The sequence below is a fragment of the Rhizobium ruizarguesonis genome (genome assembly GCF_012349115.1).
In the GTDB taxonomy this organism is placed as follows: Bacteria; Pseudomonadota; Alphaproteobacteria; order Rhizobiales; family Rhizobiaceae; genus Rhizobium; species Rhizobium ruizarguesonis.
This window is the reverse complement of the sequence record NZ_PQIG01000064.1, coordinates 86,535-109,912: the sequence shown is the minus strand read 5'-3', so window position 1 is coordinate 109,912 and position 23,378 is coordinate 86,535. Positions and strand designations below refer to the sequence as shown.

The 23,378-nt window shown below is 59.7% G+C and carries 23 protein-coding genes; 15 read left to right on the top strand and 8 right to left on the bottom strand.

All coding sequences use genetic code 11. The features are described 5' to 3' along the window. Positions 1-39 precede the first annotated feature (39 nt). From C3Y91_RS08025 to C3Y91_RS08005, 5 genes are all read left to right on the top strand, one after another. Entirely contained in the window at positions 40-906 is an 867-nt protein-coding gene (locus C3Y91_RS08025; RefSeq protein WP_075223963.1) for a DUF1236 domain-containing protein, read from the top strand. Positions 907-952: 46 nt separating this feature from the next. Beyond that, the gene (locus C3Y91_RS08020) at positions 953-1,120 is read left to right on the top strand and encodes a hypothetical protein (RefSeq protein ID WP_018073191.1); all 168 of its coding nucleotides are present in this window, start codon (positions 953-955) and stop codon (positions 1,118-1,120) included. Next, positions 1,117-1,698 (top strand): BA14K family protein, encoded by a 582-nt coding sequence (locus C3Y91_RS08015; protein ID WP_075223962.1) that lies wholly within the window; start codon positions 1,117-1,119, stop codon positions 1,696-1,698. The genes C3Y91_RS08020 and C3Y91_RS08015 overlap by 4 nt, the downstream gene beginning before the upstream one ends. Before the next feature lie 122 nt (positions 1,699-1,820). Next, a complete protein-coding gene (locus C3Y91_RS08010; protein ID WP_018073193.1) occupies positions 1,821-2,135 on the top strand; it encodes a hypothetical protein in 315 nt (104 codons plus the stop codon). Positions 2,136-2,207: 72 nt separating this feature from the next. Beyond that, on the top strand, positions 2,208-3,092 hold the full coding sequence (locus C3Y91_RS08005) for a hypothetical protein (protein ID WP_075223961.1): 885 nt from the start codon (positions 2,208-2,210) through the stop codon (positions 3,090-3,092). Between the two features lie 46 nt (positions 3,093-3,138). On the opposite strand, the gene C3Y91_RS08000 is transcribed toward C3Y91_RS08005, so the two are convergent. Then, entirely contained in the window at positions 3,139-4,032 is an 894-nt protein-coding gene (locus C3Y91_RS08000) for a LysR family transcriptional regulator (RefSeq protein ID WP_075223960.1), read from the bottom strand. A gap of 160 nt (positions 4,033-4,192) precedes the next feature. Between C3Y91_RS08000 and C3Y91_RS07995 the strand changes: the two genes are divergently transcribed. Beyond that, positions 4,193-5,206, top strand: a complete 1,014-nt coding sequence (locus C3Y91_RS07995) for a L,D-transpeptidase family protein (RefSeq protein WP_075223959.1) — start codon at positions 4,193-4,195, stop codon at positions 5,204-5,206. 66 nt (positions 5,207-5,272) lie between these two features. Here the strand turns inward: C3Y91_RS07995 and C3Y91_RS07990 are convergent, their stop codons facing one another. Further along, entirely contained in the window at positions 5,273-6,064 is a 792-nt protein-coding gene (locus tag C3Y91_RS07990) for a phenylalanine 4-monooxygenase (RefSeq protein ID WP_075223958.1), read from the bottom strand. 123 nt (positions 6,065-6,187) lie between these two features. Between C3Y91_RS07990 and C3Y91_RS07985 the strand changes: the two genes are divergently transcribed. Further along, positions 6,188-6,649, top strand: coding sequence for an Lrp/AsnC family transcriptional regulator (locus tag C3Y91_RS07985; protein WP_003547665.1), 462 nt, complete (start codon positions 6,188-6,190; stop codon positions 6,647-6,649). Between the two features lie 49 nt (positions 6,650-6,698). On the opposite strand, the gene C3Y91_RS07980 is transcribed toward C3Y91_RS07985, so the two are convergent. After that, complete coding sequence (locus C3Y91_RS07980; RefSeq protein ID WP_003558671.1) at positions 6,699-7,178, bottom strand: Lrp/AsnC family transcriptional regulator; 480 nt, start codon at positions 7,176-7,178, stop codon at positions 6,699-6,701. 130 nt (positions 7,179-7,308) lie between these two features. Here C3Y91_RS07980 and hppD point away from each other — a divergent pair, with 130 nt between their 5' ends. The 6 genes from hppD to C3Y91_RS07950 all read left to right on the top strand — a co-directional run bounded on the left by hppD (position 7,309) and on the right by C3Y91_RS07950 (position 14,582). Then, the gene (gene hppD / locus C3Y91_RS07975) at positions 7,309-8,418 is read left to right on the top strand and encodes a 4-hydroxyphenylpyruvate dioxygenase (protein WP_168575224.1); all 1,110 of its coding nucleotides are present in this window, start codon (positions 7,309-7,311) and stop codon (positions 8,416-8,418) included. Positions 8,419-8,479: 61 nt separating this feature from the next. After that, positions 8,480-9,841, top strand: coding sequence for a homogentisate 1,2-dioxygenase (hmgA, locus tag C3Y91_RS07970; RefSeq protein WP_075223956.1), 1,362 nt, complete (start codon positions 8,480-8,482; stop codon positions 9,839-9,841). Positions 9,842-9,881: 40 nt separating this feature from the next. Beyond that, positions 9,882-10,907, top strand: coding sequence for a fumarylacetoacetate hydrolase family protein (locus C3Y91_RS07965; protein WP_075223955.1), 1,026 nt, complete (start codon positions 9,882-9,884; stop codon positions 10,905-10,907). After that, positions 10,904-11,536 (top strand): maleylacetoacetate isomerase, encoded by a 633-nt coding sequence (maiA, locus tag C3Y91_RS07960; RefSeq protein ID WP_075223954.1) that lies wholly within the window; start codon positions 10,904-10,906, stop codon positions 11,534-11,536. The genes C3Y91_RS07965 and maiA overlap by 4 nt, the downstream gene beginning before the upstream one ends. A gap of 362 nt (positions 11,537-11,898) precedes the next feature. Then, positions 11,899-13,230, top strand: a complete 1,332-nt coding sequence (locus C3Y91_RS07955) for a COG3904 family protein (protein ID WP_075223953.1) — start codon at positions 11,899-11,901, stop codon at positions 13,228-13,230. An 83-nt stretch (positions 13,231-13,313) separates the two neighbouring features. After that, a complete protein-coding gene (locus C3Y91_RS07950; RefSeq protein WP_024320594.1) occupies positions 13,314-14,582 on the top strand; it encodes a patatin-like phospholipase family protein in 1,269 nt (422 codons plus the stop codon). Between the two features lie 257 nt (positions 14,583-14,839). Here C3Y91_RS07950 and C3Y91_RS07945 read toward each other — a convergent pair whose 3' ends face one another. Next, entirely contained in the window at positions 14,840-18,655 is a 3,816-nt protein-coding gene (locus tag C3Y91_RS07945) for a vitamin B12-dependent ribonucleotide reductase (protein ID WP_024320595.1), read from the bottom strand. 122 nt (positions 18,656-18,777) lie between these two features. Between C3Y91_RS07945 and C3Y91_RS07940 the strand changes: the two genes are divergently transcribed. Continuing rightward, the gene (locus tag C3Y91_RS07940) at positions 18,778-19,059 is read left to right on the top strand and encodes a hypothetical protein (protein ID WP_155249519.1); all 282 of its coding nucleotides are present in this window, start codon (positions 18,778-18,780) and stop codon (positions 19,057-19,059) included. 235 nt (positions 19,060-19,294) lie between these two features. On the opposite strand, the gene C3Y91_RS07935 is transcribed toward C3Y91_RS07940, so the two are convergent. The 4 genes from C3Y91_RS07935 to C3Y91_RS07920 all read right to left on the bottom strand — a co-directional run bounded on the left by C3Y91_RS07935 (position 19,295) and on the right by C3Y91_RS07920 (position 22,483). Continuing rightward, positions 19,295-19,885: a hypothetical protein gene (locus C3Y91_RS07935; protein WP_024320596.1), complete on the bottom strand. Its 591-nt coding sequence runs from the start codon at positions 19,883-19,885 to the stop codon at positions 19,295-19,297. A gap of 194 nt (positions 19,886-20,079) precedes the next feature. Next, entirely contained in the window at positions 20,080-20,574 is a 495-nt protein-coding gene (gene gpt / locus C3Y91_RS07930) for a xanthine phosphoribosyltransferase (RefSeq protein WP_018073292.1), read from the bottom strand. A 180-nt stretch (positions 20,575-20,754) separates the two neighbouring features. After that, positions 20,755-21,597, bottom strand: coding sequence for a putative universal stress family protein (locus C3Y91_RS07925; protein ID WP_024320597.1), 843 nt, complete (start codon positions 21,595-21,597; stop codon positions 20,755-20,757). A gap of 109 nt (positions 21,598-21,706) precedes the next feature. Beyond that, complete coding sequence (locus C3Y91_RS07920; protein ID WP_024320598.1) at positions 21,707-22,483, bottom strand: competence/damage-inducible protein A; 777 nt, start codon at positions 22,481-22,483, stop codon at positions 21,707-21,709. Between the two features lie 222 nt (positions 22,484-22,705). On the opposite strand from C3Y91_RS07920, the gene wrbA reads away from it, so the two are divergent. Continuing rightward, a complete protein-coding gene (gene wrbA, locus C3Y91_RS07915) occupies positions 22,706-23,302 on the top strand; it encodes an NAD(P)H:quinone oxidoreductase type IV (RefSeq protein ID WP_018073296.1) in 597 nt (198 codons plus the stop codon). The last annotated feature ends 76 nt before the right edge of the window (positions 23,303-23,378 follow it).

The window sequence follows — 23,378 nt, the reverse complement described above, 5'->3', positions numbered from 1 at the left end:
ACGACAACGTCGTGCGGCCGAAAAAGCAGAGAGATTGTTATGAAGACCAAAACACTCGCCGTGCTGATGACGGCACTCTCGATCGGCGTTTCGCCGGTCGGCATCATCTCCGCCGCGGCGCAGGATGCGCCGATCCTTCCCAAGAAGGGTGCTGCCCAAAACGGCCAGTCCAGCGGTGGTGCGATCCAGCAACCGGATGCGAGCGGCGCCTCCTCCTCGGGTGGCGCAGGAGCATCGACCGGCCAGGATACCCAGCAGCCTTCCGGCTCTAGCGGAAGCTCGTCGGGAACCCCCACGGATGGTTCCTCCGGTCAGACGACAAGTCAGCCCGGTGCTAAGACGCAGTCCGGAAGCTCGACCGAAACCGGCTCCGGTGCCGCAGGCACGGACGCCTCTGGCAAAAGCCCGGACAGTTCGAAGTCTTCCAAGTCGGGACAGTCCTCGACGGAAAGCCAGAAGCCTGCCGGCAGCCAGGACACTGGCACGCCGACCGGCTCCGGTGAAACCCAGAAGTCCGGCGACGCGAGGTCTTCCAGCGGCTCGACTGAGACCCAGTCAAACAGCAAGACGAACGTTGAGAACAACAAAACATCGGTCGACAGCAACACTCAGAACACCACGAAGACCGAGACGAACAATACGACCAACGTGAACATCTCCGTCGAGCAGCAGACGGAAATCCGCAGCGTTGTGAAGGAGGTTCATGTCGAGCCCGTTCGGGGGGCGGATTTCACGGTCTCGGTCGGCACCACCATCCCGAAGAAGATCAGGCTCGAACCGCTGCCGCCGCGAATCGTGGAGATCGTACCGCAGTACAAGGCCTATCGTTTCTTCCTCCTCGCGGATGGCCGGATCGTCATCGTCGATCCTTCTGCATTCACGATCGTCTACATCATCGCGGCATAGCGGCCGGCCCCGGCGGCTCTCCGCCGCCGGGGCATAGGAGAGGAACATGATCTATTCTGAAGAAAAGTCCAATGGGCTGGCCTTGCCGTTGATCGCGATCCTGCTGGCAATCGCCGGCATTCTCGCCGTGCTTGTCGCCACCGGCGGCAGACATAACAGCGCCGCTGGCCGCATCTGGGTTCCACTGGCTCAACAGCAGAGGTCGGGACAATGAAAGCCATCGCATCCGTTGCCTTTGGCATCTTAAGCTCGGTCGGGGCCTGCATCGCTGCCGCATCTGTCGCATCTTATGTTGTGGCGGATTCCGAACCTCACACCTTCAAGGAGCTCGCAGCGCGCGATCTATGGACGACGACGCCGGTGAAAGTCGATCCTCGGGAGCAGCACTATGAACGAATTCCGCCTCTCTATTCCAGCTATGTGACCGAGGCGTCGGCCAGCATGGCATCAGCGGCGAGGCCGGATTCGGCTCGCCCGCCATCCGAACTTCAGACACCGCAGCCCAGACTTTCGGCCGCGCATCTTGCCTGGTGTGAGGAACGTTATCGCTCTTTCAATCCCGTGACCAACAACTACCGATCCTATAGCGGTGAGACTCGCGAATGTTCTTCGCCGTTCCAGCCGACTGTCGCCGAGGCCGATGGCGGCGTCGGCACGAAAGTGAATGCAGAGGCGGCAGCCCGGTGCGCCGCTCGCTACAAGTCGTATCGACCGGAAGACAATACGTATCAACCATGGGAAGGACCGCGGCGCAGCTGCGACATGTCAAATCTCGTTGCCACGAGCAATTGATTATCGGCGGTGGTCACGTGGTGCGGATGATGCTGCACCAAGCTGGTGAATCGGACTAAAGTCCGTGTTGCAATCGCTACGGTTGTGATACCCGGTTGTATTGGAGTGTTGGAGATCAGGGGATGGCAACGGCGCTGATAACAGAAATCCAGCAGGCGCAGACAAGGCTTCCGCTCTTGACCCGAGCGGACCGGGGAGCCCTTATCGTTCGCATCCTCCGCGAGCTGAAGACGCATCGGCGGGAGGTTCTCGCAAATGTGCCGGCCGAGCGCTGTGTTTGGATCGACAGGCTGATTGCGTCCGTGTCCTCGACGATATCCGAAATCACCAACATGCAGGACGCCGAGTTCAATCGTGTCTTGAACGAGTTCGAAAAGCTTATCGCGACGCTCGATGGCATTTCGCATGCGGAGAAGCCGTCGATGACAATTCACTGAGAGGGTCGCCAGTGGGCAGCCAAACGAGCGCCTCACCGGAAACCGATCGCTGCGCGTCAGCGTTCTTCTGCCATGACCGAAACGAAATCCGCCGCTGATCACAACAAGGCGCCGTCCGGCGAAGACGGTTCGAAGCCCGGCGCGGACATTTCTTTCCCCTACGACAGGATGACCGTCGAGCAATTCCGAAGACGCTTCCCCCGTGCCCGCTGGAGCGATGCCCGCAAGGCCTGGTTCGTTCCCGGCCGGACGGCGTCCCGTCGCATCGGACAATGGCTTGCCGAGATCGAGGCTGAGGCCGACGCCCATGCGGACGCGAAGGGACGCGACGCCTTCGCCTTCGATCCCATCGACAGTCCATATCTTGAACTCGGCAAGGCAGACTTCCGAATCCGCACGCCATATTCGAAGACCGTCGTCGACGAATTGCACGAGGTGCCGTCCTCACGGTGGGATGGCGATCTCAGAATATGGCACGTTCCCTTCCGGTCCTATGAGGAACTCCGACGCAGATGGCCTGATATCGAAGCGGCGGCTTGCAAAAACGAGCCGGAGGAAAGACGACGTCGAGCCGAGGAGCGGAAAGGGACCGAACAGGATATGCGCAGCAAACTCCGCTCTGCGGAACGAAAGCGTCACCGTTACCCGCTTCAGAGCGACGACCTGCCGCCGATAGGACGTCCTGTGGTCACCGCCTATGGAATCGTTGTCTTTGCCGAAATCTCAGGCGAACTGGTCGACCCAGATGTCGTTGCGGATTTCTATCCCGGTGTGACCGAGGATCACGTCTGGGGATATTGGCGGGTGCCCACACTTGAAGAACTCGTCCGCACCTGGCCCGCGAAAACGCTTCCGGTTGAGAATGCCGAGTGGTGGCTGCCGACGATCGAAGAACTGAGGCCGGCCCGTCGCACGGCAAGATCGCGTGAAGCCAGGAAATACGCTAAGACGCCGTGACCGCTGCTTGCCGTAGAAAGAGGATGACAATGCCGGACGCCGATCGTCAGGCTCGGTGGCGCAGGGCGTCCACCAACGCCACGAAAGCCGGAGAGGACTGCCTTCTGCTGGCATAGTAGAGATGGTAGCCATCCCAGTATGGCGAAAAGGCTTCCAGAACGCGTCTCAGACGGCCTTCCGCGATATAGGGAAGAGCGACGTCTTCCGGTATGTAAGCCAATCCAAGCCCTTCCAGAGCCCCTTCCACGGCTTGATAGGAGTTGTTGAAGGCAAGCTGTCCCTCGACCCGGATTTTAATCTCTTTCCCGTTGTCTTCGAACTCCCATGCCCAGAAGCCCCCATAGGTGGGCAGGCGCTCATTGATGCAGTTGTGGCGGACAAGGTCCTGCGGATGCTCGGGAATCTCTTTGCCATCGAAATATGAGGGTGCGCCGACGACGGCAAAACGGAAATCAGGTCCGATGCGAGTCGAGATCATGTCTTTCGCCACCTGCTCGCCCATCCGGACGCCCCCGTCGAAGCGCTCCGTCACGATATCTGACAGCCCGTTCTCGCGTATCAGCTCCACCTTGATATCGGGATTGTTGGGTAGGAAGCGCTGGAGCTTCGGCCAGATGATCCACTTTATCGCATGGTCGGATGCCGTGATGCGGATGTTGCCGGCTGGCTTTTCCCTGAACTCGATGAGGGTTTCAAGTTGCGCCTCGATCTCGTCGAAGTGAGGCCCCACGCCTTGGAACAATCGTTCTCCAGCGTCGGTGAGCGAAACGGCCCGCGTGGTACGGGTCAAAAGCCGGATTCCAAGCCGCGTTTCCAGCTGGCGGACAACGTGGCTGAGCGCCGATTGAGACACGCCCAACTTCGCCGCCGCTCGCGTAAAGCTCTTCTCCCGGGCGACCGCCAGAAAGGCCATCAGGTCATTGACGCTCTCGCGTGGCATTCACGAGCTCCTTCGGATCAAATGGCGGTTGTACTGAATTTGCAGAGGCTGGACATTGAAATCATCGTGAACAGAAGCCGGCGGTTCCGCTGAAGACGTAGCTGTCGCCGAAATCCTCCAGCCGCTCTCGCGCAGTGGAACAAGTTCCCGCTCTGGCCATTTGTCGTCCATGAAAACAGCCCTGCCGATGTCGCTGCTCGCTCTGGTCATCTTCGTTGGCGGTGCTGCCGCGCGGGAACTCCGACCCGAAGCAATCAATACCGCGTCGATTGCTTCCATTGTGGCAGGGAAGCCTAAGCCCGCAGATCCAGACCCGGCCATGGTCCGCCTTCAGGTCCTGCTCGACCGTGCAGGCTCGTCTCCAGGTGTGATCGATGGCCTCTCCGGGGAGAACGTCAACAAGGCCGTGGCCGGCTTCGAGGAGATGAACAATCTCCCTGTCGATGGGAGGCCGGATCCGGACGTCGTCTCCCGCCTGGAAGGCAATGCCACCATCGTTGCCCCGATCGTTGAAAGCTATGTCGTCTCGGCAGAGGATGCCAAGGATCTCGTTGACAGGATTCCCGAAGACTATGGCGAGAAGGCGAAGATGCAGAGCTTGGGATATACGAGCGTTGCAGAGAAGTTATCCGAGCGGTTCCATATGGGCATCGATCTCGTGCATGCGCTCAACCCGGCTTCGCAGTTTGCTCCTGGCGATACGGTGTGGGTCGTGGATCCCGGCCCTCCAAGGCAAGGAAAGGTCAAGAAGATCGAGGCTGACAGGAAGACGGGACAGGTGCTCGCCTATGCCGCGGATGGATCACTGCTTGCAGTCTATCCCGCGACGATCGGAAGCGAAGACAATCCGGCGCCGTCGGGCAAGCACAAGGTCAAGGGCGTCGCCAGGATGCCGGTCTACAGATATGACCCGAAGCGCAACTTCAAGCAGGGAAAGAACGACAAGGTCCTGACGATTCCGAAAGGGCCGAACGGTCCGGTCGGCACGGTCTGGATCGACCTGACCGAACCGACCTATGGAATACACGGGACACCGGAGCCGAAGCTCATCGACAAGGTTGGGTCGCACGGTTGCGTGCGGCTGACGAACTGGGACGCCGAAGAGCTGGCCGGTATGGTAAAGCCCGGTGTGCTGGTGGACTTCGTCAGTCGAAGTTCAGCCACGCCGAAGTGACGGGGAAGATGTCGCGATCCCACTTTCCTCTCCGGCCTACCGGCGTTGCGGCCTATCATCCGCAACTCACGAAGCTTTGGCTTCGAAAGCCGGGGCGAAATCACCCAGCGACTTGGCCTTGAGGATCGTGGCCTCGATATCCTGCTCCACGATCGCTTCAAGGTCGGCGAAGCTGTCGATGACATAATAGATCGGCTGGAGGATATCGATCCGGTAGGGTGTTCTCAGCACGCTCAGCAGATCGAACGGCCGGAATTCGCAGGCCTTGCTCTCCATTGCCGCCTTCGCTTCGCTGGGCGATGAGACGATGCCTGCGCCGAAGCAGCGGCGTCCCTGCGGCGTATTGATCAGGCCGAACTCGACGGTGAACCAGAAGATCCGGAACAGATGCCATGAATAGCCCTTGCCGAGGCGGACAGCGGTTTCGCCGAAATGCCGGACGAAATTGGCATAGCTCTGGTTGGTGAGCATGGGGCAATGGCCGAAGACCTCGTGGAACAGGTCCGGTTCCTCGATATAGTCGATATGTTCGCGACGGCGCAGGAAGGTTGCGAGCGGGAATTTGCCTTGCGACAGAAGCTCATAAAAGCGCGAGGGCGGAATGAGCGCCGGCACGCCTTCCACGCCGAAGCCGGTGGTCTCGTTCAGGCGTCTGTTGACGTCGAGAAGCTGAGGCACCTTATCGGGCTTCAGCCCCAGCATTTTGACGCCGTCCAGATATTCGCGGCAGGCCGTATCGGCCAGCAGCTTCATCTGACGCCGGTAGAGTTCACCCCAGATAACATCTTCATCCGGGGTGTAGTCGTACAAACCGTCCGGGCCGGGCAGTTTGGCGGTGTAGCTGCTTTCCTTGGTCATGTGCTGATCCTCCCGAGCAGGGCGCTTTTCCTGCCATTATGATCCGAGTTTGGAGGATTTTCTTTTCTTTCATGCTGGCTGTCGCCATAATGGTGGCAAATATTCCCGAAAGTGACGCCAAAAATGAAAGAACCTGGGAATTTTCGTCGCAAGCTTCTGCAGCTCGTCCAGGCCGACGGCAGCCTGTCGCTGGCCGACCTGGCGGAAAAGGCCGGCATGTCGCAGAGCTCGGCCTGGCGGAAGATCCAGGAGCTTGAAGCCGACGGCGTCATCCGCAAGCGTGTGACGCTGCTCGATCCCGGCAAACTCGATCTCAAACTCTGCGTCATCGCGCATGTGACGCTGGAGGATCACCACGAAGAGGCGGTCGCGTCTTTCGCTTCCGTGGTGCTGGAACGGCCGGAGATCATGGAGTGCTACGCCTTGTCCGGCGCCTTCGACTACATGCTGAAGATAAGGGCAAGCGATGTGGAAAGCTACGAAGCCTTCATGACCCGCTACCTCATGCGCAACCCGCATGTGCGCACAGTCGTCTCGAGCTTTGTTCTGCGCGAGCTGAAATTCTCGACCGAATTGCCGCTCTAGATATGACTGCGCAGGGCGATGCCATCGACATCATCGCGCAGTCGCCATGTCAGTGCCCCGGCATCAGCACCGGAAAGCCCTCGAATGTCTTCAGCGTATCGAGGACGATCGACGTCTTCACGTGCTGCACCGACTCGTGGGGCAACAGGACGTCGTTGACGAATTTGGAGAGGTCGGCGAGCCCGCGGGTCGCGACCGTCAGGTGATAATCCATTTCACCGGTCAGCGCATAGGCTTCGAGAACTTCCGGCAGTCCGTTGATCAGCTGGGAAAACCGGCGGGCATTGTCTCTGTTGTGGGTCGCAAGCGTCACGGAAATGACCACCAGCATATCGAGACCCAACTTCTGCCGATCGAGATAGGCGCGGTAGCTGCGGATATATCCTTCAGCCTCCAGTCTCGTCCGCCGGCGCGAACATTGCGATGGTGAAAGCGCGATCCGCTCCCCCAACTCGTTGTTCGTCAGCCTGCCGTCTTTTTGAAGTTCCTGGAGCAGGCGCAAATCCAATTTATCGAGCGGCTCATCCATTGCACGAAATCTCCAGAACACTCACGGATCGTGCATAATCTCTTCCTAGAGCATAAAGAATGCAAGAACTTTGCACGCGTTTTGGGCCACACTTTGCATATCAAATGCCATCTCCTTTGGAGGAAAGAAAATGGGTCCTTTCCCGCATGATGCGCCGCCCTCGGAAATCGCCGCCGACAATCCGGCCGGCACCGACGGCTTCGAATTCGTCGAATTCGCTCATCCTGAGCCCGAGACGCTGCGCGAACTCTTTACACGCATGGGCTACGTTGCGGTCGCCAAGCACAAGACAAAAGACATCACCGTCTGGCGACAGGGTGACATCAACTATGTCCTCAACGCCGAACCCGGCAGTCATGCCGCGCGTTTCGTCGCAAATCATGGTCCCTGCGCCCCGTCGATGGCCTGGCGCGTCGTCGACGCCCAACACGCCTTCGATCACGCGGTGTCGAAAGGCGCAGTTCCCTATGAAGGGGACGACAAGATGCTCGATGTCCCGGCGATTGTCGGCATCGGCGGCTCGCTGCTCTATTTCGTCGAGACCTATGGTGCCAAGGGATCGGCCTACGAGGCCGAGTTCGACTGGCTCGGCGAGCGCAACCCGAATCCCCAGGGGATCGGCTTCTATTATCTCGACCATCTGACGCACAACGTCTTCCGCGGCAACATGGACAAGTGGTGGGATTTTTACCGCAACCTGTTCAATTTCAAGCAGATCCACTTCTTCGATATCGATGGGCGCATCACCGGTCTGGTGAGCCGCGCCATCACCTCGCCCTGTGGCAAAATCCGCATTCCGTTGAATGAATCGAAGGACGACACCAGCCAGATCGAGGAATATCTGAAGAAGTACAAGGGCGAGGGCATTCAGCACATCGCCGTTGGAACGGAGGATATTTACGACGCCACCGACAGGCTTGCCGATAACGGCCTGCGCTTCATGCCGGGTCCGCCGGAGACCTATTACGACATGTCCTATGAACGCGTGAGCGGCCATAGCGAGCCGATCGAGCGGATGAAGAAGCACGGCATCCTCATCGATGGCGAAGGTGTGGTGAATGGCGGCATGACGAAGATCCTGCTGCAGATCTTCTCCAAGACCGTCATCGGCCCGATCTTCTTCGAATTCATCCAGCGCAAGGGCGACGAAGGTTTCGGCGAAGGCAACTTCCGGGCGCTTTTCGAGTCGATCGAGGCCGATCAGATCAAGCGTGGTGTCATCGGGACTGCAGCGGAGTAGACTCTAAAGCGCCGCGCATCTTTCAGACGCGCGGCGCTGGAGTGTTCGGGGAGGAGTGAGCATGGACCAGACATCGATCCAGACGTCGGATGGTGAAGCCACGACGGCAAACACGCTGAAATATATGCCGGGGTTCGGCAATGACTTCGAAACCGAGTCGCTTCCCGGCGCCTTGCCGCAAGGCCAGAACAGCCCGCAGAAATGCAATTACGGTCTTTATGCGGAGCAGCTTTCCGGCTCGCCGTTCACCGCGCCGCGCGGGACCAATGAAAGGTCCTGGCTTTATCGCATCCGCCCGAGCGTGCGTCACACCCGCCGCTTCTCCAACGCGTCCTATCCGCTCTGGAAAACCGCGCCGTGCCTCGACGAACATTCGCTTCCCCTCGGCCAGCTTCGCTGGGATCCCATCCCCGCGCCCACGGAGAGACTGACCTTTCTCGAAGGGGTGCGGACCGTCACCACGGCAGGCGATGCCACAACCCAGGTGGGCATGTCAGCCCATGCCTATGTTTTCAACGAGGACATGGTCGACGACTACTTCTTCAATGCCGATGGCGAATTGCTGATCGTGCCGCAACTCGGCGCCATCAGAGTGTTCACCGAAATGGGCATCATGGATGTCGAGCCGTTGGAAATATGCCTCATCCCCCGCGGCATGATGTTCAAGATTCTGAAGGGCGGCGAGCAGACGGTCTGGCGTGGCTATATATGCGAGAACTACGGCGCGAAATTCACGCTGCCGGACCGCGGGCCGATCGGCGCCAACTGCCTGGCAAACCCGCGCGATTTCAAGACGCCTGTCGCCGCATTCGAGGACAAGGAAACGCCTTGCCGCGTGCATGTGAAGTGGTGCGGAAAATTCTATGTCACGGACATCGGCCACTCGCCGCTGGATGTGGTGGCCTGGCACGGCAACTACGCCCCGTTCAAATACGATCTGCGGACATTTTCTCCGGTTGGCGCGATCCGCTTCGATCATCCCGATCCGTCGATTTTTTCGGTGCTGACCGCGCCGACCGAAGATGCGGGTACCGCGAATGTCGATTTCGTGATCTTTCCGCCGCGCTGGCTGGTCGCTGAGCATACGTTCCGGCCACCCTGGTACCACCGCAACATCATGAGCGAGTTCATGGGGCTGATCCACGGCCAGTATGACGCCAAGGAAGAGGGCTTCGTGCCGGGCGGCATGAGCCTGCACAACATGATGCTTCCTCACGGGCCGGACGCGCTCGCCTTCGAAAAGGCATCCAATACCGAGCTCAAACCCGTGAAGCTCGATCACACCATGGCCTTCATGTTCGAGACCAGGTACCCGCAGCAACTGACGAAATACGCAGCCGAGCTTGAAACGCTGCAGGATAATTACCTGGAATGCTGGGACGGCCTGGAACGCAAGTTCGACGGAACCCCCGGTCTCAAGTGATGCATCAACTGAAGTCATCCTCCGGCACGGGATTTCGGCCATGAAACTTGCAACGTTAAAAGACTCCACGCGGGACGGCCGGCTCGTCGTCGTTTCCCGCGACCTGACCCGCTGTTCCGAGGTCGGTCATATCGCCCGCACATTGCAGGCAGCACTCGACGACTGGGAGCATGTGGCTCCGAGGCTCGCGCTCATTGCCGAAGGCGTCGAGACGGGCGCCCAGCCGACGATCCGGTTTCACGAACATGACGCAACGTCACCTCTGCCGCGTGCCTACCAATGGGCCGACGGCTCCGCTTACGTCAACCATGTCGAACTGGTGCGTAAGGCACGCGGCGCCGAGGTGCCGGCGAGCTTCTGGACCGATCCGCTGATCTATCAGGGCGGCTCGGACGCTTTCCTTGCCCCGCGCGACCCGATCTTGGCGGCCGACGAGGCCTACGGGATCGACATGGAGGGCGAGGTCGCCGTCATTACCGGCGATGTCGCCATGGGTTCCAGCCCGGAAGCGGCGCGCGGCGCCATCCGCCTGCTGATGCTTGTCAACGACGTGTCGCTGCGCGGTCTGATCCCTGGCGAATTGGCGAAGGGATTTGGTTTCTTCCAGTCCAAGCCGGCATCGGCATTTTCTCCGGTCGCGGTGACGCCGGACGAACTCGGAGATGCCTGGGACGGTGGCAAGCTGCATCTCCCTCTGCTCGTCAGCCTGAACGGCAAGCCGTTCGGCAAGGCGAACGCCGGCATCGACATGACCTTCGATTTTGGCCAGTTGATCGCCCATGCCGCCAAAACCCGCAATCTCGCGGCCGGCACGATCATCGGCTCGGGAACAGTGTCCAACAAGCTGGACGGCGGCCCGGGCAAACCGATGGAAGAGAGCGGAAGCGGCTACTCCTGCATCGCCGAAATCAGGATGATCGAGGCCATCGAGATCGGATCGCCGAAGACACCGTTCATGAAGTTCGGGGATCAAGTCCGCATCGAGATGAAGGATAAGGCCGGCCATTCGATCTTCGGGGCGATCGAGCAGACGGTCGAGAAATATCGGGGAGCCGGCCCGCAATGAATGAGGTCGTTCTCTACGACTACTGGAGATCATCGGCGAGCTATCGTGTTCGTATCGCGCTCAATCTCCTGGGCATCGATTATAAGACGGTGCCCATCAACCTTTTGGACGGCGCACACAGGACGCCGGAATATCTGGCCCTCAACCCGCAGGGACTGGTGCCGACATTGGTGATCGACGGGAAAACGCTGACCCAGTCGCTGGCGATCATCGAATATCTGGCCGAGCTTCGGCCGGAATACGGATTGCTGCCATCGGACATTGCCGATCGCCAGAAAGTCCGCGCCCTCGCATATGCGATTGCCATGGACATCCATCCGATCTGCAACCTGCATGTCGTGTCACATCACATGACCGTGACTGAGAAGCCCGATGCCCGCGAGGAATGGATGAAACATTTCATCACCGACGGACTGCGCAAACTGGAAGCGATGATCGGCAAAGCCGATGGCGCGTTCAGCTTTGGAGATACGCCGACGATGGCGGACCTCTGTCTTGTTCCCCAGGTCTACAACGCCCGCCGCTGGGGCGTTGAGTTCACCGCTTTCAAGCGCATCGTCGACATCGACGGCAGATGCGCCGAACTGCTGGCATTTCAGGCGGCGCATCCCGACCGTGTGAAACCGTAACGGCGGAGCGGGGCCTGGGACGAAATTCGAAGAAGCGCCCCCTTCTTCCTGCGGCTCTCGATCGATTGTCGGCACGCACCGGATCGCGTGGACTGGGATCTCCCGATCGCGGCGAGGAACCCGCGTTTACCTTGTATCAAAACTTCTGATTGTGCCGCTTGTCAGAAGATTGTCCCTTGTGCATTGATTATATGCTGTTGGGGTAAGTCTGAAATGTTCTCGTCAAAGCTGTTGATCTTCAAACTCGTGATGGACACGGGTTTGGTCGCATTTGAAGGCTGACGGTCTCATCGCAAGGATTCGATGATCGCCCGGCAATAGGTGGGCAAGATATGCTGCGAGTGACGACAGGAGAGATATACGTGCTCGAAGGCTGGCGAAAAATGCGGAAATCCGTCTCGTTCATATCGATGCTGCTGGCGTTCGTCGCCATGGCAGGAGAGGGGCATGCAGCAATTTCCTACCAACGTGTGGACGGCGCCCCGGGACGTGGTCTGGTAATAAATGGCGTGTTTGAATTCTCCGACGATCCGATGCAGCTTGTCGACGAATACACGCAGTACCAAGCGGACTACATCAGCTTTGACTCGCCCGGCGGAAACGTGGTCACCGCGATCAGGTTCGGCCGCGCCATCCGCGCACTGAATGCGAGAACGCTCCAGATCAGAGCCTTGGAATGTGCATCGGCTTGCGCCTTCGCCTTCGTCGGTGGCGTCGAAAGGTTCGCCGAGCCGGGCTCCATCGGCGTGCATCGGATTTCCCTATCCGACGATGTCCCCATGGACAACAAATTGGCAGTCTCGACCGTTCAATTGATGACCGGCGAGATCATCGGCTATCTCACCGACATGGGAGTAAGCCCCAATCTGCTGCAGCTCAGCCTGTCGATCGACAGCACCGATATACGGTATCTCACCGCTGCGGAAATGCGAGACTGGAACATCAACACGCCCGAGGATATGCCCTCGGCACAGGAAAGCGCGCCGTCCCCGCCAGGCGCAGCGCCGCAGGAGAGCGCAACACCCGCCGACATGCCGTCAGACCCCAGCGCTTCCGAGGAGGTGGCGGCCTCCGAACCCGGCGACCTGACCACGGAGGCGGTTGATTTCGTCAACCGATACAATGACGAATGGTCGAAAGACAGTGCCTCGGCGTTGGCCTTTATGAAGGGCGTCTATGCCGACGAGGTCTCCTTCTTCGGAAACTCGGTCGACAAAGACGCCGTCCTGAAGGAAAAGGCAGCCTTCGCCCAACGCTGGCCGGAGCGCATCTACAGCGTCAAGCCGGGCTCCGTGACTGCCAGCTGTGCCGGAAAATGCGAAATGTCGGGAATTGTCGAGTGGTTTGCCGGAAACAGGGACACGGGTAAGACGTCCTGCGGGATGGCGGAATTCTCTTTCGTGTGGAACACGGCCTCTCTGCAGATCGAGTCCGAGACCGGAAAGGTGCTCGCCACGGACAAGGGGGCCAAGGCACCGGATCGGTTGATCCATCAGTGGACAGGATTGGACGATATCTGCCGCACAAGTGTCGATCGCGAGGGGGCCGAGACGCTACGGGCATGCAAACGGCGCGACGAACTCGGTCCGCTGCTCAATCGCGCGGACTGGTGTTATGGCCATAAGGACGAAGCCGGAATAAACTGGGAGTGGCACAAATGCGATGCCAATTCCCGCCGACATACGAGTAAGTAGCGCGCAGGCCCAAAGACGCGCGACCAGTGATTTCCCCGGAGGAAGAAATGTTGGGAAGCTCATATTCCTGAGTGAGGCCGAGCATGTCGGAAAACGAACATTCCCGATCGAACACCGCCCTGCCGGGTTCTAACGAACCCGACAAGCCGGCCGAGCGCTACCAACTCGGCCTCTGCCTTTCGGGCGGCGGCTACCGGGCCATGCTTTTCCATGCGGGATCGCTTGCGAGGCTCAACGAGGCCGGTCTTCTGGCAAAACTCGATATGATCTCGTCGGTGTCGGGCGGATCGATCGCGTCCGGCCTGTTGGCCTATATGTGGCCACGGCTCGTCTTTGAGAACGAGGTCGCCGTCAACCTCAAGACAGAATACCTCGATCGCATTCTGGCCTTCAGTCAGCTATTCGCGGATGGGGCGAGCTTCCTGAAGGGCGTGTTCAACCCCTTCTCGAGCGCGGCGGAGGAAGCCGCGAAACTCTACGAGCGGCATCTCTTCGACGGAAAATCACCAAGCCTGAGCGATCTTCCGAAATCGCCCTGGTTCGTATTTTGCTCCAGCAATCTCAGCACCGGTTCGCTCTTCCGGATGTCGAACCGCTATATCGCGGACTACAGGATCGGGGTGTCGTTTCATCCCGCGCTTTCGCTCGCGACCGCGGTTGCCGCTTCGGCTGCATTCCCGCCCGTGCTGTCACCGCTGCGATTGGACCTGTCGCAGTTTTCATGGAAGAGAGAAAAACTTGATGACACCGTTGGCGAACCTGTTGCGCCGGGCAGGGCGATATTGAGCGATGGTGGCGTTTATGACAATCACGGCATCGAGCCGGCTCTGAAACGCTGCGACTGCCTGCTTGTCAGCGATGCCGGAGCGCCTTGGCGGTCCTCCACCCGCGGATACTGGAACTATCTTACTCAGCTCAAGCGCGTTCTCGATACCACGGACAATCAGGTGAGGTCGTTAAGGCGGCGAGATCTGATCGGCGGCTTCAAGGCTGCCAAAAGGGCAGACATGCTCGGCCTTGACGACCTCTCGAAATCGGCTCTGCGCGCAAGAACCCGTGGCGTCTATTGGTCGATCGACAGCAAGGATGCTGAACTCAAGCCATATGCGTCTTACACGCTGCCGTCGTCGTCGGTCGTTCCCTCGGAGGTAGGCACCTACCTTCATTTCCTCGGCGCGAAAGAGACGGAGCATCTGACGAATTGGGGGCACTATGTGTGCGACGCGCTGCTCAACCGCTTTTACCAATCGCCACTGGCTCCTTCGTCCGGCCCGCCGTTGGCCGCCGGCACCGTCAAGCCGTCTTGGGCGGCGAGATTGAGCAGGCGCCTATTCGACTTTCTTCCCTTTTAAACGAAAGCCGGGGGCCGGCTAAAGCGAGGCCAGCGGGATCCGGCGAGATTGCCCCAGCAGTCGAAAATCCTACATTAAGCCCGAGGAAGAACGAACGTATCGACCGGTACGATGATCGGCTGTTTCTGGCTTCCTTCGGCCGCGAAGCTGAAGGGGCCTCAAAGTTCCAACTTCGATATTGCTTATGAAAGTATGAGAGGCCCGGTTGCCCGGACCTCCCACGATATTTCTAGAACTGAAGAGTAGGAAGAGCCCGCTCAGCTACACCCGCTCGTCGCACCGCACGTGTCGCACTTCTCGCAGGTGCCATTCCGCACCATCGTGAAGTTCTGGCACTCCGAGCACATGTTGCCGGTATAGCCCTGCATGATCGAGCGCTGGCGGCGTTCGGCTTCGCGCTTCTTGGCTTCGGATTTTGCCGTTGCCGCGTCGGCTGCAGCCTTATCGGAGAACAAGGCCGTTGCGTCGCTGGTGAGTTCCTCGGTCACCTCTTCGGCGATCTCTTCCGCCAGTTCCTTGGCGCGCTCTTCGTAATCGCGCTTGAAGGCGACGATTTCGGAGGTGGAGACGGCAATCGTCGGCTCCAGCTTGCGGGCAGCCGCACCGGCAAAAGCGGTCACGGTGCCGGTGGAAGCGGCGCGGGCAGGGGCGGCGGTGGCCGCACCCTTGGGTTCGCCTGCCTGGCGTTCGCCGCCGGTGCCGGACACCAGTGTCGGCTTGTAGCCGCGGGTCCAGCCGGTGGAGAGCAGGTTGGTCTTGCCTTCCTGGATGCCCTTGCCAAGCGCGGTGTTCGAGAAATCCGACGTATCGACATGCGCCAGGTCATGGCGGCCGAGATAGGAAACGGCAAGCTCACGGAAGACATAGTCGAGGATCGAGGTAGCGTTCTTGATCGCGTCATTGCCGATGACCATGCCGGCCGGCTCGAACTTGGTGAAGGTGAAGGCCTCGACATATTCCTCGAGCGGCACGCCATATTGCAGGCCGAGCGAGATGGCGATGGCGAAATTGTTCATCATCGCACGGAAGGCAGCGCCTTCCTTGTGCATGTCGATGAAGATCTCGCCGATGCGGCCGTCGCCGAATTCGCCGGTGCGGAGATAGACCTTATGTCCGCCGACGGCGGCCTTCTGGGTATAGCCCTGACGGCGGTTCGGCAGCTTCTCGCGTTCGCGCGAAACTCGTTCGATCACCCGCTCGATGATCTTCTCGGTGACTGTAACCGCCTGGGCAGCGAGGGGCGCCTGCAGCAGTTCCTCCAGCGCATCCTCGTCGTCCTCGTCCTCGATCAGCGAGGAATTGAGCGGCTGCGACAGCTTCGAGCCGTCGCGATAGAGCGCGTTGGCCTTGAGGCCAAGCTTCCAGGAGAGCATGTAGGCGTTCTTGCAATCCTCGACGGTCGCCTCGTTCGGCATGTTGATCGTCTTGGAAATTGCGCCGGAGATGAACGGCTGGGCCGCCGCCATCATGCGGATATGGCTTTCCACCGAGAGGTAGCGCTTGCCGATCTTGCCGCAGGGATTGGCGCAATCGAAGACCGGCAGGTGTTCCGCCTTCAGGAAGGGGGCGCCTTCCAGCGTCATCGCGCCGCAGACATGGATGTTGGCGGCTTCGATGTCCTTCTTCGAGAAGCCGATATGGTCGAGCAGGCTGAAGCTCATGTCGGCGAGCTGTTCGTCGGAAACCTTCAGCGTCTCCTTCAGGAAGTCGGCGCCGAGCGTCCACTGGTTGAAGACGAACTTGATGTCGAAGGCGCTCTTCAGCGCGGCGTTGACGGCTTCCACCTTCTCGTCGGTGAAGCCCTTGGTCTTCAGCGTCGACGGATTGATAGCCGGCGCCTGGTTCAGGTTGCCGTGGCCGACGGCATAGGCCTCGATCTCGGCGATCTGGCTTTCCGAATAGCCGAGCGTGCGCAGCGCGTCAGGCACGGCGCGGTTGATGATCTTGAAGTAGCCGCCGCCGGCGAGCTTCTTGAACTTGACGAGGGCGAAGTCGGGCTCGATGCCCGTGGTGTCGCAATCCATGACGAGACCGATCGTGCCGGTGGGCGCGATGACCGAGACCTGGGCATTGCGGTAGCCATGCTGTTCACCAAGCTCGAGCGCCTTGTCCCAGGCCGATTTGGCGTGGGCGACGAGATCCTGGTCCGGGTTTTCCGAATGGATCAGCGCGACCGGGTTGATCGACAGCGCCTCATAGCCGGAGCTCTCGCCATGCGCCGCACGGCGGTGGTTGCGAATGACCTTGAGCATGCTCTCGCGGTTCGGCGCGAAGTTCGGGAATGGGCCGAGCTCGGCGGCCATTTCGGCCGAGGTCGCATAGCAGATGCCGGTCATGATCGCGGTCAGCGATCCCGCGATGGCGCGGGCCTCAGTGGAATCGTAGGGAATGCCCGACGACATCAGCAGGCCGCCGATATTGGCGTAGCCGAGACCGAGCGTGCGGTATTCGTAGGAGAGTTCGGCAATGCGCTTCGACGGGAACTGCGCCATCATGACCGAGACTTCGAGCACGACGGTCCACAGGCGAACCGCATGTTCGTAGTCAGCGATGTTGATGCGCTTGGTGGCCTTGTCCTTGAACTGCAGCAGGTTCAGCGAGGCAAGGTTGCAGGCCGTGTCGTCGAGGAACATGTATTCCGAGCACGGGTTCGAGCCACGGATCGGGCCGCCGGCCGGCGAAGTGTGCCAGTCGTTCATCGTCGTGTTGAAGTGGATGCCCGGATCGGCCGAGGCCCAGGCAGCATAGGAAATGGTTTCCCAGAGATCGCGGGCCTTCAGCGTCTTCATCACTCGGCCGTCCTTGCGGGCGGTCAGGTTCCATTCGCCATCATTCTCGACGGCGCGCAGGAAGTCGTCCTTGATCGAGACGGAGTTGTTGGAGTTCTGGCCCGATACCGTCAGGTAGGCTTCGGAATCCCAATCCGTGTCGTAGGTCTTGAATTGGAGATCCTTGTAGCCCTGGCGGGCGAACTGGATGACGCGCTGGACGTAGTTCTCCGGAACTTGGTCCTTCTTGGCGGCGCGGATTTCGCGCTTCAGGGCAGGGTTCTTGTTGGGATCGTAGCAATCGCCGTTGTCGCCGCCTTCGCAGTTGAAGCAGGCCTTCATGATCGCCTTCAGATGCTTGGCGACGACCTTCGAGCCGGTCACGAGAGCCGCGACCTTCTGCTCTTCCTTGACCTTCCAGTTGATGTATTCCTCGATATCGGGATGGTCGATGTCGACGACCACCATCTTGGCGGCGCGGCGCGTCGTGCCGCCCGATTTGATGGCGCCGGCGGCGCGGTCGCCGATCTTCAGGAAGCTCATCAGGCCGGAGGAACGGCCGCCGCCGGAAAGCTTTTCGCCTTCGCCGCGCAGCATCGAGAAGTTGGAGCCGGTGCCGGAGCCGTATTTGAACAGGCGCGCTTCACGCACCCAGAGGTCCATGATGCCGCCTTCGTTGACGAGATCGTCCTCGACGGACTGGATGAAGCAGGCATGCGGCTGCGGGTGTTCGTAGGCCGACTTGGACTTGGTCAGCTTGCCGGTGAAGGGGTCGACGTAGAAATGGCCCTGGCCAGGACCGTCGATGCCGTAGGCCCAGTGCAGGCCGGTGTTGAACCACTGCGGCGAGTTCGGGGCGACGCGCTGGGTGGCGAGCATATAGGCAAGCTCGTCCTTGAAGGCCGAGGCATCTTCCTCGGAGGAGAAATAGCCACCCTTCCAGCCCCAATAGGTCCAGGTGCCGGCAAGACGGTCGAAGACCTGGCGCGCATCGATTTCGGAGCCGGTCTGCTCGTCCTTAGACAGGGTCTTCAGCGCAGCATCGTCGGGAACGGAGCGCCACAGGAAGGAAGGAACGTCGTTTTCCTCGACCTTCTTCAGCCGGGTGGGAACACCGGCCTTGCGGAAATACTTCTGCGCCAGAACGTCGGTCGCGACCTGGGAGAACTGCGCGGGAACGTCGATATTCTCGAGGCGGAACACGATCGAACCGTCAGGGTTCTTGATCTCGCTCGTCGCCTTGCGGAATTCGATATCCGCATAGGCGCCTTGGCCGGCCTTCGTGAAACGACGTTCGATGCGCATGGTCTTGACCTCGTGTTGGCGCCCGGTCCCCGCGACCGGGGCGCAAAATTTCTATCCGGCGGCACTTTTTTGGTCGTGCAGCCAGTCTCGTTTCCGTATCGTGACAGGGGTGTCATCCGGAGATGATCTTCCTGTATCTTGTGGTGATGGTGGCTGCAAACACTAAATATAGTATTAACAGCTTATTATCGCCAGCCCCGATGTCACTTTTTTTGGAGGCTGAAAACCGCGCAAAAACCCTGTCAGGCCTGAACCGTTCCCAGTCCATCGCCCTGATTCTGCGTCCTAATTTTCAAAAGGGAACCGGGCTCGTTACCTCCGGTCCTGTCGCCGCCGCAACATCAGTAACAGTAAAGTTTGAAACAGCTGATTCCGTCAAGGGCTGGCTTTTAATTGATTGCTAACCACAACATGTTGTGGATGCGCCTGTGGAGATTGGGGAAAGCCGGGGAGCGCTGAAATTACAATGGCTTGCAGGTGTTGCCGGCTAAGGAAAAGGTCGAAACGGCAAAAAAGCGTCCTGCGGCAAATCTTGTGATGGCATTTCCGGCGCAAATGCGCATGGCGATTCGCCGGTGAAATCAGCGCTCCTAAAGCGCGTCGTTATCGCAAAACCGTACACTTTTGCGCGACATGCTCTTAGAGCGCATCGATGGCGATGGTGACGATGGCGACGCCAATCGGCCTGTTCTCTTCGTCCATGACGACGAAGCTGGCCTGCGTTTCGAGATTCTGGGTGGATTCGTTGCGTTCGGCCCGGTCGATGAAGATCTCCCGGGAACTGTTGACGAAGGTTCTAAGATATTTCTCCTCATCGCCCTGCCAATAGTCGGCGGTGATGGTGCTCTGCCCGACATTCAGCCCATGCGAGTCGGTGACGAAAAATTCGACGATCACCCCTTGCGAGGTGTCCTGCCTGGCTTTCAGGTAGTGCGACACGGATTTGTCGAGCAGCAGCTTGACCATATGCAGCTGGTGCTGATCGACCTCCGACCGGTAGGTCTCGTCGAGCACCCGCATATCCATTTCGCTGACATTGTCGAATTGCGCGTTTTGGTCGGCAATGGCGTTCAGCACCAAGGGCGTTTCCACCATTGGCCGGATCTGCTTGTCGACATAGTCGCGCACGAGGGGAATGTAGGCAGGCTCGGCGCGGACAGGCGCCAGCGGAAACAGAAAGGTCGCCAGCCCGACGGTCACAACCGCTCTTATATGCCACCACCGCGCCATCTTGTTTCCTTATGTCGCATCGTTCGTTGCACGCTTTAAGCGCAACCTGACATGATTCGCACGTCGCCAAGTCTATTAGGACAAGGTAAAATAGATGTGCAGACCCTGATAGCGGATTCAGGAAACCTCGCTGACAAAATCTGGAACAATTTCAAGTGGTAAATACGATGGTTGCGCGCCGTGATCGGCGGCGATCAGCCCGCGCCTTTGGCGATCGGCTCCTGATAGGTGAAGCCCATGTCCCAGGGGAAATAGATCCAGGTGTCCTGGCTCACCTCGGTGATGAAAGTGTCGACGGTCGGCACGCCTTTCGGCTTGGCGTAGACGCAGGCGAAATGTGCCTTCGGCAGCATGGTGCGCACCTGTGCGGCGGTCTTGCCGGTATCCGTCAGATCGTCGACGACCAGCACGCTTTCGCCGCCATTTTCCATAAGTTCGGGCGCTATTCCCTTGAGCAGCACCATGTCGCCCTGGTTCACATAGTCATGATAGGACGCGACGCAGACGGTCTCGATCAGCCGGATATTCAGTTCGCGCGATATGATCGCGGCCGGAACGAGGCCGCCGCGGGTGATGCAGACGATCGCCTTGAACGTCTGATCAAGGCCGGCAAGCCGCCAGGCAAGGGCGCGCGCATCGCGGTGGAACTGATCCCAGGAAACGGGAAAGGCTTTATCGGGAAGGGACATCGGGCTGCTCCGCGGCATGAAAAAACGACACGCCGTTTGCCGGCGACCGGACGGGCTTGAAGCGGCGATTGGCAAAACGCAAATCGCGCAGCCGGAACTGCGCGAGAGGGGGCCGAGTTCGAAGCTGTCATCGGTCGCCGCAATTAGCGGGATTTGCCGGCAAAAGGCAAGAGCAGCCAATCAACGCGATAACAGCGTCAGCGCCGTCATCGATTGCAGCAGGGTCTTGGTCGTGCCGCCGAAGATCATCTGCCAGAGCCAGGAATGTGTATAGGCGCCCATGACGAGAAGGTCGATGCTGCTGTCCGAAAGCCGGTTCTCGATGACATGGGATGCGCTCTTGTCCACACTTTGGGCCGTCGAAAGCGTCGTCTTCACGCCATGACGAGCAAGCGTCGCGGCGATGTCGGCGCCTGCGGTCAGCGGCGATTGCAGCGCCGTGTCGGCCGGATCGACCGAAAAGATCTCCACCTCGTCGGCGGCTTTGAGGATCGGCAGCGCGTCGAAGGTCGCGCGCGCCGCCTCCTTCGATCCGTTCCAGGCAATCAGCACACGCTTGATCGGCTTCGGCTGGCGGATGATATAGGGGATCATCAGCACCGGCCGGCCGCTTTCGAAGAGAAAGCTGTCGACGTCGACGTGGCTGTCGGAAGGTCTGGCCGGGTCGGCCTGTGAGGCGATCAAGAGGTCGGCGCTGCGGGCACTTTCGATCAGCGGTGCGGAGCCGTATCCGGTGGATGTGGCAAAGCTGCGCCATTCGGAGGAGGCGCCTGATGCCTCAGCTTTCGCGCGAAAGATGCGCTCCACGGCAATCGTTTCGCTATGCGCCATGTCCTGCAGCGCCTGCACGGCAACGGGATCGGGGATTTCCATCGGCGCCACCAGCGGCACGGCGGAGATGATTTCGGCATGCAGGCCGATCACATGGGCGCCGCTTTGAGCAGCAATGGCAAAGGCGAAATCGGCAACCGCAGCACTATTGTCTGATGTATCGAGAATGGCGAGAATGGTTTTGTAAGACATATCAATTCTCCTTGCGCTAAAATGGCGTGCGCGAGGGAAGGAATGCACCGGACCGTTCTCCTGTTCCTTGATAGGGATCAAGGATGGCCTTTGAGTTCCGGCGTTTCCCTCAGGCCTCCGCGGAATGGTTTTCGGCGATGTCCTTCTTTTGGCGGATGGCGTCGATCATAGCCTGCACCTCGGCGCCGGCTGCATCGATTGCCGCCTGCGAGCGGCCGCGTACGACGATCTCTGTTGAGAATTTCTGGCCGATATAGCGCGGGTAGGAACCGATGCTGGTTTCCGGATGTGCTTTCTGGATAGCGGTCAAGGGCGTGCCGATCTCGCCTTCGCCGTAAGGGCAGGCGATGGCGAGCGAAAGCACCGGCGTGCCGCTTCGAAGCGTCGGCAGCACATTGTCGACCATCGCCTGGAAGACCTGCGGCACGCCGGCCATGACATGGACGTTGCCGATGATGAAGCCGGGCGCCGTTGAGACCGGATTGGCGATATGCGCAGCCCCTCGCGGCATGCGCGCCATGCGCTGGCGCGCCTCGGTGAATTCCATCTCTCGGCGCCGGTACATCTCGGCAAGCAGCGTCATTGCCGTCTCGTCATATTCGCAGGGCACGCCGAAAGCCTTGGAGATGGCATCGGCGGTGATGTCGTCATGCGTTGGCCCGATACCGCCCGAGGTGAAGACGTAATCATATTTGCCGCGAAGCGCGTTCAACGCCTCGACGATCGCCTCCTCGTCGTCGGCGACGATGCGCACCTCCTTGAGGTCGATGCCGGAAAGCGTCAGCAAATCGGCGAGGTGGCCGATATTTTTATCCTTGGTGCGGCCGGAAAGAAGTTCGTCGCCGATGGCGAGCATGGCGGCGGTGACGACGATGTCTTGGCTCATGGGATGTTCCGTGATCTGAGGCTGGTGAATAGGTAGTGCCGTTCGGCCGCTTTGCAAACAGCCGCCGGATACGTTCATTTTTGCTGAAATGAAAACGCAAGTGAATTTTCGTCTACGGATGTTGAACACTGAGTTCTTCACGGCATGGCTGTGTTCCGAAACAGGCGCTGATAGAACTCCCTCGGTCAAGAAATTCAACCAGTGCTCCAAGGGAGATTGAAGATGGCGAAGGTTCTCGTCCTTTATTATTCGGCTTATGGCCATATCGAAACCATGGCCTATGCCGTTGCCGAAGGCGCGAAGTCGGCCGGCGCCGACGTCACCGTCAAGCGCGTTCCGGAACTGGTTCCGGAAGATGTTGCCAAGGCTTCCTATTACAAGGTCGACCAGGCGGCCCCGATCGCCACCGTTGACGAACTGGCGGACTATGACGCGATCATCGTCGGCGCCGGCACCCGCTTCGGCACGGTCGCCTCGCAGATGCGCAATTTCTGGGATCAGACGGGCGGCCTCTGGTTCGCCGGCAAACTCGTCGGCAAGCTCGGTTCGGTCTTCACCTCTTCGGCAACCCAGCACGGCGGCCAGGAAACGACCATCCTCGGCTTCATCCCCACCTTCCTGCACCAGGGCATGGTCGTTGCCGGCCTGCCTTATGCCTTCCAGGGCCAGATGGGCACCGAGGAAGTCAAGGGCGGCTCGCCCTACGGCGCCTCCACCATCACCAACGGCGACGGCTCGCGCCAGCCTTCCGAGATCGAGCTGGAAGGCGCAAAATACCAGGGCGCCCATGTCGCCAAGCTTGCTGCCAAGCTCGCCTGATCTTTGATACTGAAATGACAAAGGCGCGGCGGGCGTGAGGCTCGCCGCGTCTTTTCCGTTTTCTCTCGCGACAGAC

Bases quoted from the DNA above. Each gene is read 5' to 3' on its own strand.
- wrbA (WP_018073296.1), top strand. From the start codon at position 22,706: ATGGCGAAGGTTCTCGTCCTTTATTATTCGGCTTATGGCCATATCGAA.
- C3Y91_RS08015 (WP_075223962.1), top strand. From the start codon at position 1,117: ATGAAAGCCATCGCATCCGTTGCCTTTGGCATCTTAAGCTCGGTCGGG.
- C3Y91_RS07935 (WP_024320596.1), bottom strand. From the start codon at position 19,885: ATGGCGCGGTGGTGGCATATAAGAGCGGTTGTGACCGTCGGGCTGGCG.
- C3Y91_RS07945 (WP_024320595.1), bottom strand. From the start codon at position 18,655: ATGCGCATCGAACGTCGTTTCACGAAGGCCGGCCAAGGCGCCTATGCG.
- C3Y91_RS07940 (WP_155249519.1), top strand. From the start codon at position 18,778: ATGATCTTCCTGTATCTTGTGGTGATGGTGGCTGCAAACACTAAATAT.
- C3Y91_RS07965 (WP_075223955.1), top strand. From the start codon at position 9,882: ATGAAACTTGCAACGTTAAAAGACTCCACGCGGGACGGCCGGCTCGTC.
- C3Y91_RS07920 (WP_024320598.1), bottom strand. From the start codon at position 22,483: ATGAGCCAAGACATCGTCGTCACCGCCGCCATGCTCGCCATCGGCGAC.
- C3Y91_RS07950 (WP_024320594.1), top strand. From the start codon at position 13,314: ATGTCGGAAAACGAACATTCCCGATCGAACACCGCCCTGCCGGGTTCT.
- C3Y91_RS08010 (WP_018073193.1), top strand. From the start codon at position 1,821: ATGGCAACGGCGCTGATAACAGAAATCCAGCAGGCGCAGACAAGGCTT.
- maiA (WP_075223954.1), top strand. From the start codon at position 10,904: ATGAATGAGGTCGTTCTCTACGACTACTGGAGATCATCGGCGAGCTAT.
- C3Y91_RS07985 (WP_003547665.1), top strand. From the start codon at position 6,188: ATGAAAGAACCTGGGAATTTTCGTCGCAAGCTTCTGCAGCTCGTCCAG.
- hmgA (WP_075223956.1), top strand. From the start codon at position 8,480: ATGGACCAGACATCGATCCAGACGTCGGATGGTGAAGCCACGACGGCA.
- C3Y91_RS08005 (WP_075223961.1), top strand. From the start codon at position 2,208: ATGACCGAAACGAAATCCGCCGCTGATCACAACAAGGCGCCGTCCGGC.
- C3Y91_RS08000 (WP_075223960.1), bottom strand. From the start codon at position 4,032: ATGCCACGCGAGAGCGTCAATGACCTGATGGCCTTTCTGGCGGTCGCC.
- C3Y91_RS08025 (WP_075223963.1), top strand. From the start codon at position 40: ATGAAGACCAAAACACTCGCCGTGCTGATGACGGCACTCTCGATCGGC.
- gpt (WP_018073292.1), bottom strand. From the start codon at position 20,574: ATGTCCCTTCCCGATAAAGCCTTTCCCGTTTCCTGGGATCAGTTCCAC.
- C3Y91_RS07980 (WP_003558671.1), bottom strand. From the start codon at position 7,178: ATGGATGAGCCGCTCGATAAATTGGATTTGCGCCTGCTCCAGGAACTT.
- C3Y91_RS07990 (WP_075223958.1), bottom strand. From the start codon at position 6,064: ATGACCAAGGAAAGCAGCTACACCGCCAAACTGCCCGGCCCGGACGGT.
- C3Y91_RS07925 (WP_024320597.1), bottom strand. From the start codon at position 21,597: ATGTCTTACAAAACCATTCTCGCCATTCTCGATACATCAGACAATAGT.
- hppD (WP_168575224.1), top strand. From the start codon at position 7,309: ATGGGTCCTTTCCCGCATGATGCGCCGCCCTCGGAAATCGCCGCCGAC.
- C3Y91_RS08020 (WP_018073191.1), top strand. From the start codon at position 953: ATGATCTATTCTGAAGAAAAGTCCAATGGGCTGGCCTTGCCGTTGATC.